The sequence below is a fragment of the Rhizobium indicum genome (assembly GCF_005862305.2).
Taxonomy (GTDB): Bacteria; Pseudomonadota; Alphaproteobacteria; order Rhizobiales; family Rhizobiaceae; genus Rhizobium; species Rhizobium indicum.
The window spans coordinates 1,018,618-1,032,456 of record NZ_CP054022.1; the positions used below are offsets into that span (position 1 = coordinate 1,018,618).

The 13,839-nt window shown below is 58.8% G+C and carries 13 protein-coding genes and 5 pseudogenes; 6 read left to right on the top strand and 12 right to left on the bottom strand.

The window, feature by feature from the left end; genetic code table 11:
* Positions 1–219 precede the first annotated feature (219 nt).
* From FFM53_RS29165 to FFM53_RS29180, 4 genes and pseudogenes are all read right to left on the bottom strand, one after another.
* Positions 220–375, bottom strand: a pseudogene (locus FFM53_RS29165) (DUF2243 domain-containing protein); the annotation flags it as partial.
* Position 376: 1 nt separating this feature from the next.
* Positions 377–502 (bottom strand): annotated as a pseudogene (locus tag FFM53_RS29170) (DUF892 family protein); the annotation flags it as partial.
* A gap of 118 nt (positions 503–620) precedes the next feature.
* On the bottom strand, positions 621–881 hold the full coding sequence (locus tag FFM53_RS29175) for a DUF2934 domain-containing protein (protein WP_138391205.1): 261 nt from the start codon (positions 879–881) through the stop codon (positions 621–623).
* 277 nt (positions 882–1,158) lie between these two features.
* Positions 1,159–1,432, bottom strand: a pseudogene (locus FFM53_RS29180) (NAD(P)/FAD-dependent oxidoreductase); the annotation flags it as partial.
* A gap of 261 nt (positions 1,433–1,693) precedes the next feature.
* On the opposite strand from FFM53_RS29180, the gene FFM53_RS29185 reads away from it, so the two are divergent.
* From FFM53_RS29185 to FFM53_RS29195, 3 genes are all read left to right on the top strand, one after another.
* Positions 1,694–2,254, top strand: coding sequence for a cupin domain-containing protein (locus FFM53_RS29185; RefSeq protein WP_138391204.1), 561 nt, complete (start codon positions 1,694–1,696; stop codon positions 2,252–2,254).
* Positions 2,255–2,423: 169 nt separating this feature from the next.
* Positions 2,424–2,858: a hypothetical protein gene (locus tag FFM53_RS29190; protein WP_138391203.1), complete on the top strand. Its 435-nt coding sequence runs from the start codon at positions 2,424–2,426 to the stop codon at positions 2,856–2,858.
* Between the two features lie 672 nt (positions 2,859–3,530).
* Positions 3,531–3,755 carry a hypothetical protein gene (locus tag FFM53_RS29195; RefSeq protein WP_138391202.1) on the top strand — a complete coding sequence of 75 codons (225 nt, stop codon included), beginning with the start codon at positions 3,531–3,533 and terminating at the stop codon, positions 3,753–3,755.
* 495 nt (positions 3,756–4,250) lie between these two features.
* Here FFM53_RS29195 and FFM53_RS29200 read toward each other — a convergent pair whose 3' ends face one another.
* Positions 4,251–4,445, bottom strand: coding sequence for a con-10 family general stress protein (locus FFM53_RS29200; RefSeq protein WP_138391201.1), 195 nt, complete (start codon positions 4,443–4,445; stop codon positions 4,251–4,253).
* Positions 4,446–4,592: 147 nt separating this feature from the next.
* Complete coding sequence (locus FFM53_RS29205; RefSeq protein ID WP_138391200.1) at positions 4,593–5,129, bottom strand: response regulator; 537 nt, start codon at positions 5,127–5,129, stop codon at positions 4,593–4,595.
* A 453-nt stretch (positions 5,130–5,582) separates the two neighbouring features.
* Here FFM53_RS29205 and FFM53_RS37080 point away from each other — a divergent pair.
* Positions 5,583–5,852, top strand: a pseudogene (locus FFM53_RS37080) (hydrolase); the annotation flags it as partial.
* A 343-nt stretch (positions 5,853–6,195) separates the two neighbouring features.
* On the opposite strand, the gene FFM53_RS29215 reads toward FFM53_RS37080, so the two are convergent.
* Positions 6,196–6,621, bottom strand: a complete 426-nt coding sequence (locus tag FFM53_RS29215; RefSeq protein ID WP_138391199.1) for a response regulator — start codon at positions 6,619–6,621, stop codon at positions 6,196–6,198.
* Between the two features lie 184 nt (positions 6,622–6,805).
* Here FFM53_RS29215 and FFM53_RS29220 point away from each other — a divergent pair, with 184 nt between their 5' ends.
* Positions 6,806–7,387, top strand: a complete 582-nt coding sequence (locus FFM53_RS29220; RefSeq protein ID WP_173883676.1) for a hypothetical protein — start codon at positions 6,806–6,808, stop codon at positions 7,385–7,387.
* A pseudogene (locus FFM53_RS29225) lies at positions 7,371–7,697 on the top strand (RtcB family protein); the annotation flags it as partial. The gene FFM53_RS29220 and the pseudogene FFM53_RS29225, both read left to right, overlap by 17 nt.
* A 294-nt stretch (positions 7,698–7,991) precedes the next feature.
* Here the strand turns inward: FFM53_RS29225 and FFM53_RS29230 are convergent.
* The 5 genes from FFM53_RS29230 to FFM53_RS29250 all read right to left on the bottom strand — a co-directional run bounded on the left by FFM53_RS29230 (position 7,992) and on the right by FFM53_RS29250 (position 13,793).
* On the bottom strand, positions 7,992–8,246 hold the full coding sequence (locus tag FFM53_RS29230) for a hypothetical protein (protein WP_138391196.1): 255 nt from the start codon (positions 8,244–8,246) through the stop codon (positions 7,992–7,994).
* 14 nt (positions 8,247–8,260) lie between these two features.
* Positions 8,261–8,920 carry an HDIG domain-containing metalloprotein gene (locus FFM53_RS29235; RefSeq protein WP_138330966.1) on the bottom strand — a complete coding sequence of 220 codons (660 nt, stop codon included), beginning with the start codon at positions 8,918–8,920 and terminating at the stop codon, positions 8,261–8,263.
* Between the two features lie 43 nt (positions 8,921–8,963).
* Positions 8,964–9,998: a TRAP transporter substrate-binding protein gene (locus FFM53_RS29240; RefSeq protein ID WP_138391217.1), complete on the bottom strand. Its 1,035-nt coding sequence runs from the start codon at positions 9,996–9,998 to the stop codon at positions 8,964–8,966.
* A gap of 23 nt (positions 9,999–10,021) precedes the next feature.
* Positions 10,022–11,908 carry a TRAP transporter large permease gene (locus FFM53_RS29245; RefSeq protein WP_173883677.1) on the bottom strand — a complete coding sequence of 629 codons (1,887 nt, stop codon included), beginning with the start codon at positions 11,906–11,908 and terminating at the stop codon, positions 10,022–10,024.
* A 172-nt stretch (positions 11,909–12,080) separates the two neighbouring features.
* Positions 12,081–13,793: a dihydroxyacetone kinase family protein gene (locus FFM53_RS29250; RefSeq protein ID WP_138391194.1), complete on the bottom strand. Its 1,713-nt coding sequence runs from the start codon at positions 13,791–13,793 to the stop codon at positions 12,081–12,083.
* Between the last annotated feature and the right edge of the window lie 46 nt (positions 13,794–13,839).

A 13,839-nucleotide genomic window follows, 5' to 3' on the forward strand; every position in this document is an offset into this window, starting at 1 on the left:
CCAGTCGATGGAGCGCGCCAGTCCGCTCCAAACCGCCATCACTGCCATCGAGACGTCATAAGCCAAAGCATCGTAAGGAAAGAAGCTCGTCGATCGATAATTGTCTTCCGAACACGTAGTAGCGCCAGACCGGCGCTGTCGCGACGACCAGCCCAAGAGCGAAAGCTCCCCAAGTCGCAGCATTCAGCACCCCGCTCAAGTTCATCCTTCGGTGTGATTTCAAGAGCGCCTCCCGGCGACCCAACCGAGGGCGACCATCGCCGCTCCCCAGATCAAAAAACCGATATCCCAGAACATCCACGACGACCGCTCGACTGTTTCGTTGACATGGTGAAGGCCAAGAACCTGATGGTCGACGACGCCCTCTACCAAGTTGCGAAGAGATGAGGCCGGCGTCCAGTGCCGGCGACCCCTTGAACTCTTCCATTATCTCTTCACCCTCGGCGATGATGCCCTGGATTGCTTCACAGGTTTTACCGCGTGCCGGTTTGGCGAGAAGTTTTTTTGTCGGAGCGAACTTGTATCTAGCCGCGAAGCCGGATCATTGAGCGGTCGGCGCCGCTCAACGACATGCGAAGCAGGCCGTTATGCGGCGCCGGCTCGTCTGAGAGGAAATTCGACTACTTGTTTTCGGAAGCAAGTTCGCCGGGACTGAAGCTTCCAGGCTCGCCGTCTTCCCCCGTCACTGCCTCCGAAGTCGTTCCTCCGCCGTCCGGAATAGTGGTTGCGCTGTGATGAGCAGGAGACCACGTCTGCGGAAGCTCGCCGTCTCCTGCTTGTTCGCGCTCGGCTTGCAGCCAGTGTCGCTCGTGCTCGCCCTCGGGCCTGCCCTCCGCTTCCCATATCTCTTGCGCGCGGCGTCTGATGTATTCGATGTCCATGGCATCCTCCTTGGTGACAATGTCCTCGAACCCGATCGAGAGCGTCTTGTTCCATCCCCCGCGTAGATGTTCGTGACGGGGCCGTTCATGCTAACATGCCTCCCCCTCGCCCCTTAAATGGCTCGCTTGTTGCCCACCATATTTCCAGGCAAAAACACGCCTGTAAGATGAGACTAACCATGCAACCAACTAAGTACGGCCATACCAACGGCGGCCGCGACCAGGATCGCGATCAGCAGCCCCGTCGGAAAGATACGGCCGGTTTGAGAAGTCGTCTTCGCTGAAGCGTCGTGATCTTGCGGCGTCGAATGGCTGCCCCGTAGAGCTGAGCCTGGGCGTTCATTCTCGCCAGCAGCTCAGTGCCGCTGATGCCGTCCGGGGAATCCGGCGTGGTTGTGCGACATAGGAATGCTAGAAGCCCGGCTGGAGTCGTCGTGGAAGACCGTCACGGAAAGATGGTAGCGCGCCAGGTAAATCGCCGCGGTCAGGCCAGCCGGACCACCCCCGATGACAATGCAGTCGTTCACTTTCTCTTCAAATGCGTTCGTCATCATGCCATTCCGTATCCTGTTGGCCCCAACCGGGATTGCACCAGTGTGGGCGACGGCAAACCTCGGCAAACGGCAATGGTTCCATTGTCCGGTAACCCAACTCACCATGTCCTTGACATCCATGCGATGCAGTCCAGAACGACCTTATCAGCTCCATCCGGTTGTTTTCACACCGAACTCGGATCGATTCCCGGCTTTAAGTATCGGCTGGAGCTATCGAGATTCCCGGGAACAAAGGGGCGGACAACAGGTTGGGCGGCAATGAACGACGCCCGATATACGTTTCACGAAACCATTGCCGAAATAGCGGCGCTAACTCAGCCGTGTTGTGATGAGGGAAGTACCTTCCATTTCTCGGTCGAGCACCTCGCGAAACGGCAGGTCTGCTTCCAGTTCAGGGGACGAAACCGAAATGGCCGGTTCGAGGTGGTCGGCCATCGCCTTGATGTGAATCGCGGCGATCTCACGTTTTTGCCGGGCCACCTCGTCGTGGCGGCCATGGCTGACTTTGAAGACAACGCGGTAATGGCGTTCTACATCGGCAAATGTTCATCGATCGGAACAATCACCGGCGAGGTACTAGCGCGGTTGGGAATGTCGCCCGAAGTGCTTCTCATCGAGATCGTCACGGGACAGTCGGATGACCTGTCGGCGTCTAACTCTCTGTCGCGGCTGGCCCTAATAGGACTGGAGGGAACCAAGGGATGGTCTCCGTTAAGGGCCGCTTCTGACATCTTGACCCTGGATGGTCTCCTGCATCCCTACTGGTGTCGGAACAGGTGTGTCGTCATCGGAGGGCCTAAATTCTCCTTGAACAGATAGCCCTCGCCTGGACCGACACGCCCCTTTTTCACTAAGGGTGATCCACGGGCCCATCTGGACATCTTCGGCAAAGGTGCCGCTATCAATCGTGATTAGACATCGGCTGCGACCTGAGCCAGGCTGTTTTTGGGAGGCGGACCATCTATTTTTCCGGAGATAGGAGGCCGAAATGGAACAGTACGCATTAGACCAGTTGAAAGCCATCGCAGCGGTCAGCCCGACCTGCAAGCGCCTTGAAATAACGCGGCGCGAACGGCTTGAACGCTGGGCCGAAAGTCTCGAACGCAGCCCCAGACCGTTTCTCAAGACGCTTCACGAAACTGAATACCAGCCGATTGTAGATCGGCTTGCTCTCAGGGATGACGGCACCCCGATCTCTGTTGCATTCGCCGACCCCATTCTGCGGGCGGCAGGGATGGAAAATGAAAGCTATGGAGAAGCCAAACGGTTCTTCGAGCTCAGCGACGAGCAATTGCATGATCTTGTGTGCTTCTGCCATTTCGGTGAACGCGTCAGCGCGGCAGTCGTCGCTCGCCGCTTGCGAAAGATGGCAGGTTGCAAACCAAGCGGGTTTTTCGCTGAGCTTCGTGCGTGGTTTGCCTGATCGAGGCTAAAGACCAAGGACCGGCGCTCCCGCTTTGGTGCATGCCGCGTGACCGGGGGCGCCGCCCGCCTTAGCGAATGCGAACAGGCTCTGGTACGGTTAGCAGCGCTACGCCAGGTCTGACGTAGTGGTTTGTGAATGCTTCGATCTGTCTTTTCCAATGACGACCAGCGAGCGGGATCGGCATCATCAGTGGTGCGGTCGAAGTTCGATGCCTCGGCGACCTCTTCCGAAGATACATCTACAGCCATACGACGTTCCAAAGCCGACGAGGCGGCGTACCTGAACTGCGGTCAGTTTGGAGATCGCTCCGGGCGGACGGAGCCACTGTCTTCGCCCGTCGTGGTGCGACGGGAATGACTGCCATGACGATTGCATGTCAGCCCGTGGAGGTTTAGCCCCGCGAAGCGAACTCTCTGATTTGCTGCCGGTGATGGCGACATCGCTCCGCGGTCCCAAGGACCGCAGCGGCTCCTCTGAGCATCCAACAGGCCAGCGTCAATGCGACGAATACCGTGTCAAGTTCATGGTGTTGATCATCCATTTCCTGTGTCTTCAGGTCTCCCCGCATTGCCCCCAGCTATTAGGAGTAGCTCGATTTGGTGATGGAACCAAAACGGCCTGACCGTTGTTCGGCGGGCTCCCACGATTTCAAGCAAAAAGGGAAATCCTTTGAGCGAACTGCACCATGAATTCAAGCTACGAAGCGATTTTCTGCCGACGACCCGAGAGGACGAATGTATTGCACCTCGTAGTGCGACGACGCCGGTCCGGGGCGCGCCGAAACTGCAAAGGGCGCTGTCGCCGCGACCGCTGGTGGTTGACCTTGACGGCACCTTGATTCGATCCGATCTGCTGATCGAGACCGCCTTTTCCGAAGTCAGGCGCCGACGCTGACGATCTCTGGACTACTGCTCCGAACTTGGCAGGCCAGGAGGATCCGCCATCTCTTGCTCATGCCGACTAATGCACCGAACGACTGAGAACCGGATGCGGATAACGGCTGGAGTGCGATATCATCGCACAAGGTGCGGCAGTGCCCGCTCGCCTTCTCGGGCTTATCGCGAGCGGGGTCATCAGGTACCAATAATGCCGAGAGTATCCTCGTCTAGCCCTGGCGCTACCGAACCCGCGAAGGGTCGATTTTCCTATCGAGTTGAGTGAAGCGCATGTCGGAGGGCATCCGTTCGGCGGAGCCGGCCCCGAGACAAGCTGCCGGAAGGCCTCAAGCGCGGCGACAGTACGGACCAAGGTAGCGCACTGCCCTAATCCGTCGCGGATCGGCGTGGCAGCGATCCCGCCTGCTGTCGGAAAGTGCCACCGGATGCTCTGGAAGAAAGGGCCGGGCAGAGCCCGGCCCCTGAGATCGGGCCATACGCAGACTGAGGCTAATTAGCGCTTGCCGCCACTGGAGTTTTCGCCGCCCTTTTTGCCTGCTTCGGAAGCGCGCTCCGGATCGTTCTTGAAGTTGCCGCCGGATGCCTGACCGCCTTTGCTGGCGATGTCCTTCTGCTTTTCATCATCCATCGATGCGAAGCCGCGCTTGGACGTATCACCGGCGGACTGGTTTTCACTTTGGTTTGCCATCACCTACTCCTTACTCAGGGATCATTCCCTGGTAAGCGAACCTCAGATACCCAATAAGGTTTCCTGTTGGTCTTACACCGTACAGTCGATGGCACGCCTTCAGCCGAGGGTGCTCCGAGCCGCCGACGAGTGATCGAGCAGCGTCCCTCAGGCGATAAGCCCCAATAACTCCAACTGCGATGCGGGTTTTGAGATAAAGGAGACGCCCGTTTCGAGGTCGTCATGAGATAGCGCGATAAGGCCGGAAGTGACAATTACCTTGGTGGACGGCCAATCAGCCCTGACTCTCCTGACAAGCCCCAGGCCATCCATGGAACCTGGCATATCGATGTCGGTGAACAAAGTGTCGACGTTGTTCCGTCTGAGGAAGACCATAGCCTCGTCCGCGTTCGCAGCCTCGAGGACACGGTGCCCAGCCCGCTCGAGAAAATCGACCGTATCGTAGCGGAGTATCGGTTCGTCCTCAACGACCAGAACGTTTGAACTGCGTTGGGCCTGCGATGGGTCGGCCCTCGTGCGGTTGATGACTTCCTGGCCATCGGAAGACGCCTTGGTCTCCTCCAGGAGGCGCCGCTCCAGCACGGCCTGCTGCAAATGCATTTCATCTGCCCCGAACGGGCGGCCCGCCAGTTCCCACAAGGCATAAGCCCGTGTTGCTATCCATTCGTCAGCGTTGCCGGTCATCGTCCCTAGTCCTCTAATAACAATGTTTTCAGCGAGACTTGAATTGCGAAAACACATGCCGGTTTCTCCTGTCTCGCCGCGGCCCGCACCAAACGTCGAAAGACTTAAACGGGTTCCTCGCATGCCAACGATTTTGAGCGGTTCGACAGCAACCGAACTTCGACGGCGGTGGCCCCTGAGCTGGCGAATGAAAACTCGGCACGCGGCTCGACGTCTCTCGCTATGTCGCTCAAGGCTCTTTTTGCAGAGGAATTAGGGGGAGCTGGTGCGAGATTTTTTTCGGCGGCCGCGGTTGTGTCCGAATTGTTTGGCGATCTCCTTCCACCCAACCTCGCCGGCGCGGCCGGCGCCGGAAAGGAACGGCTCAGCGGCTCGAAGTCGTCTAGCGATCGCGTCTTTGTCATGAAGTATTCCTAACATCGACGTTCGAAATCCCGTTCCGGCAACCCGTGAGTCCTTCGCCGCGACAAACGTCTGTTCTCCGACATGGTTTAACATGACGAAACCCTGATCCGCAAATGGAACGACCATCCACCCTGACGACGAGGTCTGGCGTCTGGGAGACTTCATGTCGGCAAGAGGTGGCGATTGCGCCTTGCGAGCTTGAACGGTCGGAAGCACCTGATCGTGGGCAGCCACGACCCGACGACGACTACGGGTTCGCCGGAATGGGAGAGCGTGCAGCATTACGCCGAACTCTCGCATGAAGGACGTCATCTCCTTCGACAAATCGTAGTGTCGATCGCGTTTGGTGAAGGCAGCCTGAACATCGTCGATCAAGATGCGATTAGGCGTTCCAGGAAGCTGTCCCAGGCCGGCTGAGCGACCGCGTATAAGTCGACGATCGTCTCCTGGTACGCGGTGTGCGGGGGGAAAGATAGCAACGCCGATGTCCGGGCGCTTCTCGTTGCGCTGAAGGGGCTGAAGGGGCTGCGGGCGGGTCTATCCCGCCAAACTTTCCGATGGCGGGTCTGATCGGGTGCTGAGAATTCGAGGCGCTCCCCAGCGCAATGGCGAAATCATCGGACCGCCGTAATGCACCGACGCATCAGCGCTTTTGATAGGGTTACCGTTCGAAACCGGTAAGCGTCGCCAACAAGGCCATATAGTCGATCGGCTTTTCGAGAACAGGAACGCCGGGATATCTCGCTTCTAGCTCGCCGCGATCGTAACCGGTGACAAACAGAAACGGTTTGCCTTTCAACTGCAGGGCATTCGCAAGAGAAAAACACCGGCCATCCTGCAATGTTACATCGAGGATGGCCCAATCAAGCTGAACGGATTTGCGCACCAGATCAATGGCATCAACCACATTGGACACCGGTCCGATAACATCGGCGCCAGCGCGCTCCAAGAAGTCGGCAAGGTCAAATGCCGCAAAGTAGTCGTCTTCGGCAACAAGGATTTTCCGAGCAAACAGCGGGTCAACGTTAGGTTCCATCACGTCTCCTGTGAGCGGCCGGAAGGTGCGACGCGATACGACGGGCTCCATGGACGTCTCCCTTCAGGATGGCACATCGAACAGTTGTGAGGTAGAGCTTCCACTTTCTGGTTTACCTCTGTGGTCGTGCTCAACAGCCTGTTCGTAGAGACCCAAGGTGGACGCCGGCTGACAAAGTGCGGGCGCAATCGCAGTCGATTGGCCGTCGAAGCCGCAGTCGTTGCGGCGTACGACCTTGAGGAAGAGCAGTCCGAAGTCACGGGGCGCATCAGTTATCGCTGTCTTCATCGGAATGAAGCTTTGTCACGAAAGTGCCAGCGCGGCCTTTGGAGACCACGACATCACCCTGGACGCCCTCTCGACTCATATCGACGTTTTTGAGATCAAGAGACTGCTCTCTGGATCCGCGCTTCACGATCGCCGGATTGGGACGGGATGGTTTCAATATGGGACCTTCATTCGACATTCTCGTTCTCCCTGTTGCGGGCACCTAACCGGCAAAGACTACGCAAGTTCCGGTCTTCGGCCCTTCGAGAGCGCTTTTGCTGTGAAACCAACTCCTCAAGAGCCGCCTCGCGGCATTGCCTCGAGCATCGCGAATTTGTTGGAACGTATTTTTCCGTTTCGACCAAATGCGGATGAATTACTTCGCTCAGCTCCCAAGGCCGGACAACAGAGCGGAGTGGGAAGCGGGATTGCCGTGGGAATGGACGACATCAAAAGCCTGGCATATGAGTGCTTTTCGATGTTGCGAGCCGAAGAAAACCGCACCTGGTTTCAATCCAAGATCGCGCTGAAATGGCTTCTCGCCGCATGACGCCGGTCGCAACTTCTCGCGCAGCGCACATATGAGGCAGTTGTCTGCAGAGTATGGGGCGGATTCGCGAGGCCTTAGCCCGAACAATGTCGCGGCTATTCTGGAGAAGGAAGCACGCGGCCTCGACGCGCGGTTCTTCTCCGGTTTCGCGGATGTGTCGGAACCGCCGAGGGCCTACAAGTGCTGCGAACGTGCGGTCGCAGATCGAGCACTATGGCTTGGCGAAGTGGTCGACGAGGTGATCCCCTACGGGAGCATCATGGCCGGCGACTGGCCGAAGAATGCGCCCTGGCGCAAGAAGCGTCAGTAAGTACGGGGAAAAGGAGGTAAGCTCGCCTTCCGCAACATTCAGCATGCCGACAACAGTGCGGTAAGTTCGAAGCTCAGGCAGGTCGTCATGGCCATAGGTCCAGCTGTCGGAGGCGGCAGCTTCCGTGATCGTCTTGATACGCCCCACCTTGTCGCGGCCAATACTGATTGTCCATGAGTGGCGCCGCTGGAACTTGCCGTCGTTACCCGCGACAGGAAGCGGCGGGTTGGCGAGTAGCTGAAGCTGGACGTTACACCGTTGGCATAGGCGATCGACTGCGTCTGGCCATCAGCCTCATAGGCGCTCATTGTCGTTGGCATGGGTGAGCAGACCGATATTGGCTGAGCTTGCCTCGAACTGTTCGTCGTAGCTATTGTCGGCGATGGTGGCCGGCGTGGTCTCGCCTGCCCCGTCAATTGCTAATACATCACCCTCCGCTGCGGCCAAGCCATCATCGGTGACACATCCGCGAACGGTGACCATTTGCAGATCACCGCAGGCCGCGTTCTCCGACCGTGGACCTTCCTCATCAAGGCCAGTAGAATCCATCAGCGGCGGTTCGTTCACGGCCGCCGATAGACAGCGGGGATCGTTTCCGGATCGACCTGATTGCCTGCTGTCATGACCTGCCAGTACGCCTCATCGACCGCATGAATGATTGCGTTTTCTATGCTGCGCGCGACCATATTGCCTTCGGCCGAATGTGCTGCGGCGACATGAGCGACCTCCTCGGGCAAGCCTACGCTGAGGCAGATGTGAACGCCGTATGCAGGATGGCGAATAGCAGGACGGCCGGTATGGGGCGACGATTTCCATCGTTGCCTGTTGAGAGGATCGAACTCCCACGGCTTGCCTATGTCGTGACAAAGCGCGCCGGCAATGACCAAATCCCGGTCAATGTCCAGCAGCGGGAAATTCTTGATGTAGTCGTCAGCCACGAGTATCGCCTGCCGCGTGACAGCACGCAGATGATCTGTCTGATTGCCGCCTTTTGCTTCGAAAATCCCAGGAACCCCACATGCCGGCATATCGATAAGGGATTCATAGCTACTGCCGGCTAGCGCAAAGGCCCAGGCCTCGATGACTTTCGTGCGCAGATCGTCATTTGCTATCTCGGCGATTTCAGGCAGGTCTCGAAGGACCCGCTCGCGCAGATCGTCGGTGATCGGCCGCCCTTGTTTCGCTGCCGGCGTATTCGCAGGCGGGGAGCTTATTGGTTCCATTCTCTTAATCCCTATTTCTCTTCAGTTCGTGAGGTTTGGTCGCCTAAAGCGCCGTCGCATTGGCAAGTTCGATCAGGGCCGGCGGAAATAGATCCGGATTATCAGTCAGGACCGGCGCGGTCTTCTTGCGGAAGGACTCGCGATCGACATCGGCCGCGACCTGTAGACCCTGGGCGGTAAAGAAGCTGTAGGCTTCGGTTTCCTGCTGTTGAGTGACCCCGCGAACGTGATCGTCCGCAGCCTGAGAAGCTTTTTCGAAGGCCTCTTTCTCCGTATCGGAGAGCTTGGCATAGACGTCCGGATTGATGACAATATAGGCCGTCGTCAGCACGTGATCAGTCTTCGAAACGAATTTCTGAACTTCATAGAGCTTCGTCGATTTGACCACCGGTGCCGGCGTATCCTGGCCATCGGCAACGCCCTGTCTCAGAGCAAGATAAAGTTCGCTGAGATCGACCGCGACCGTGGAAGCCCCTAGCGCCTGGATGAGTGCGATATACGCGCGGGAGTTCGGCACCCGCATTTTCAGCCCCTGCATGTCTTCGGCCGTCAGGACCGGCTTGACGTTATTCGTCATGCAGCGAAACCCGAGATCAGTCCAACCCACGAGCTTGAAACCCTTGTCGAGGGAAAGTTTGCGCAAATCGTCGCCGAACTGGCCGGCAAAAGCCTTGTAGGCCTGCTGACGGCTTTTCCAGAGAAAGGGCGCGTCGGTGATCGACATTTCAGGTACCCACCCTGACAGTCCCACACCGATACCGCCCATTTCGACCGAGCCGCGGCGGACGGCCTGGGCGATATCCCGTTCTCCGCCAAGCTGTGCGTTCGGGAAAATCTGTACGGTGACGGACCCGTTTGTCAGCGTCTCGACCTGCGTCTTGAATTCTGCCGCCCAGAGGTGCCAGCCGTGTTCGGTCGGCGCCGGGTGGGCAAGTCGCAATCGCTTTGCCGCTTGGGCCTTGACGAGGCCTGCGGGCAACAGAGATGCCGCACTCGCCGCAGCGCCCAGCTTCAGGATCTGCCTGCGTGAGACAGTACCAAGGCTGAAATTATCCGGTTTCAACAGTGTCATCGTCATTCACTCCCTCTTCTACAGGCCGATCAGCCCTTGACGTTAAACAGGCTCGGCAAAATGGTGGTTATCGATGGAAAGGCGACCAGGACGAGAAGTCCGATCACAAGCACGCTGAGATACCAGAGCAAAATCCGGCTCGTCGGCTCGACGCGCGCGCCGGTAATTTTACAGGCCACGTAAAGCGCGATGCCGATGGGCGGCAGGACCACGCCAATCCCGAAGGCTTCCGCCATGACGATGCCGTAGTGAAGCGGGTCGACATGCAGCGACATCGCCACCGGCATCAGCAAGGGAGCAAGGATGATTATGGTGACGAAGCTCTCCAGCACCGCACCGACGAGAACGAAAATCACGATCACGGAAAGCAGGAAGCCAGTCGGCCCGAAATGACTGACGAAATCCGCAAGCGAGGCGGTAACCCCCTCCAGCGTCAGCGCCCAGGAAAACACGGTCGCCATGCTGACCGTGAAGAACACCATCCCATTCAGCATCGAGGCGTTGGTCATGGTCTGCCACAAGGATGCAGGTGTGAATTTACGATAGAGCAGACCGAGGAGCAGACCGTAGAGGACTGCAAACGTCGACACTTCCGTCGGCGTGCCAAGTCCACCAACGATACCTCCGATGAGGATGACAGGTAGAAGCAGCGGGAAGAAAGCGCTGCGGCCAGTCGAAATCACCCGGCTCATCGGAGCGCGGGGCCGCGGCTTCCAGCCAAACATCGAGGCTCGCACACGAATGAGCAGCATCTGAAATATTGCCAGCGTGGCTGCCGGCAGAACGCCTGCAATGAACAGTGCGCCCGTGGATATCCCGGTCGCGGAACCGATCAGGATGAGAGCGATACTCGGCGGCACCGATTCAGACATTGCGGCGGCCGCTGCCAGCACGGCAGCGCGCTCAGGCGCGGGATAGCCCTCCTCCTCCAGCTGCTTCGACATCGGAATTCCGATCATCGCCATGTCAGCGGCTTTGGACCCGGAAATGCAGGACCCGAGATAGCAGCCGACCACCATGACCTGCAGCAAACCACCGCGCACGTGACCGATCAGCGCGACGATCAGGTTCACAATCCTGGAACCGATATCGGCTCTGTCCATGATGAAGCCGGCGAAGATGAAGAACGGCAGCGCCAGGAGAATGAACCCATCCGAACCACGTTGCGCGTTCATGACAACTGCAACCATATCGGCGGATTGGGAGGACAGCACGCAGACGATGCCGGTGGTCGCCAGAATGAAGCCGATCGGTATCCCGAGGATCAATTGCAGCAGGAACATTCCGGCCAACGTCACGTAGAGGGCGTGTACGTTCTGTCCCAGCGCGTCCTGCGACAGCAGGAACAGGGCAACAGCCAGAGCCGGGATGAAGGCCGCCGCGATGATTGCCGGAACCGGAAGCCGCGACAGTCTGACAGCCGCGTGAAGAATGAACAGGCCACACCCGAGGGTTATCGGGACCGTCATCCACACGTAGCTTATGCCGAGGACGATCGTCGTCTCTTCCACATTGGAGATCACCAAGGGGATTGAATAATAGCCAACCAAGGCAGTGACCAGAATGACCGTCCATTCGACCAGAGCCGCAAGAAATGGTCTCAGCCACAGCGGCATGCGATCGGAGAGAAATGTGATCGCAACAAAGTTGCCGCGGCTGTATGAAACGGCCCCGCCGAGGAAGGATATCGTCACCAGGAACGGATGAGCGGTTTCGGCTGCTCCGACAATCATCGGCGAGTTCGTGTAACTGCGCAGGACCGTACTGGAGAAGATCAGCAAGACTTGTGCAATGAGCGAGATGTTCAAGATGGCAATCGCCACGGTGTCGAGGTAACCGAGCCAACGCGGCGCTGGCATCAGAATCTCTTCACCATGCGTGCCGGTTTCCAAGGCTGGAGCTGCATTCACTGTCATTTGTCGTTCTCCCCACATACGCGAAGCATCCTTGACCTCTGGGCCGGTGCTGCTTGCGTTTGAACCCGGGCCTCCCGCCCGGGATGTTAATCCTTGAGATCTATGGCAAGGCGCTTTCGGTCTCCGTCATTGCAGACGAGGGACGGCGGCCGCGCATCGTCTCGCCACCAGATCAGCGGCAGCAGCTGACGGCAAACGCTGCCTCGATTGCCTGCATCCAGACCGAAACTGCCCTTGCTCCGCCATCAGGGACGCCAAGCGCACGGTCTCCGATGTAACTTGCACGGCCGGCGCGCGGGGTCATGGATGCCGTCATCGCCGCTCCCTCCGAAGCGGCAAAAACAGCAGCGCTAAAGGCCTCGTGCGGGTTGTGCGGCACGGACGTTGCCTTGATCCACGCATCCAGAGCCGGATACAGAGCGTCCAGCATCGTGCGGTCACCGCGCTTCGCCCCGCCAAGGTCTGCTATGCCCTGTATTGCCGCCGCGAAGGCTGTCTGCCACTCCGCCTCATCCGGTATTTCAATACCTTTCAGATGGCTGGCCGCACGGACCAATGCAGCCGCATAAAACGGCCCTGAACTGCCTGCGATCGCGCGGCGAACCGCGGTACCAAGATCCGATAGGAGCCGCTCGGGAGTGGCGTAGCTTGCTTGCGGCAGGTTCCGGATCGCGGCCGCACCCCGCACCATGCTGGCGCCCAGGTCGCCGTCTCCTGCCTTGCCGTCGAGATCGGCGAGTTCGCCTTCCGCACGTTCCAGTGCCGTGGCGACGGTCAGTGCCACCGAACGCAGGATATTCGACAATAGACCGGGCGGCAGATCCGGCCGGTTGTCAGCCGCCAGAAGCTCCTCGTCAGCAAGGACGATCGGATAGCGGATGGCGCCATTGCCCGGCCAGTCCGACGCATCTGTGTTGGCGTCCAGCAATTCGAGACGGCTGGTTTCGATCGGCAACACGGAAAGCGATAGGCCGGGCATCTCGAGTGCGGTCATGAAATTTCCGCACCACGCCCTCTCGACCTTGATGCCCCGGCGCTCAAGGTGGCCGACGGCATGCCGCAACGCGATGGCGAGTTCCATCTGCGGCGTTCCACCAAGCCCATTGACCAGAAGAGCACATGCGGGAAAGGAAGCATCGGCGAAATCCGACAAAATCACATCGAGAACATCGTCGACGATCTCGTCTGCCGATTTCATCAGCGTCCGCCTGACCCCCTTTTCGCCATGGATGCCAAGACCGTATTCGATCTCGTTGTCTTCAAGGGCAAAGCCGGCGTGGCCGACCGCGGGCACGATGCATGTTCCGAGCCCCACTCCCATCGAGCGTATGTCGGCGGCTGCCTTTCCGGCGATGCGGGCAACGTCGGAGAGTGGCAAGCCGGCTTCGGCGGCCGCGCCGGCCAGCTTGTGCACGAGAACCGTTCCGGCGATGCCGCGGCGGCGTTCCATCGAGACGGTGTCCCGCAGCGCCACGTCATCACCGACCAGCACAACCTCTGTAGGGATGCCCTCGCTCGTGGCAATTTCAGCCGCGAGGCCGAAATTCAGCCGGTCACCGGTATAATTCTTGACGATCAGCAATGCGCCCGCCTGGCCGGCAACAGCCTTGATGCCGGCAAGGACCGCATCGACGCTGGGCGACGTGAAGACATCACCGACAACGGCAGCCGCCAGCATTCCCATACCCACATATCCGGCATGAGCCGGTTCGTGCCCCGCCCCGCCGCCAGAGATGACGGCGACCTTCCTGTTGGGCTTGTCAGGAAGGTCCGAGCGGACGACGACGTTCTCGTTGCGCAGAATTGCGAGGTGGCGTGACGTGGTGACAACCCCTTCGAGCATCTCGCGCACCACTGCTTTGGGATCGTTGATGAGCTTTTTCATTCTTCTCTTCCGAACTTGAACAGGTAACAGGAAAGGCGGTCGTCAG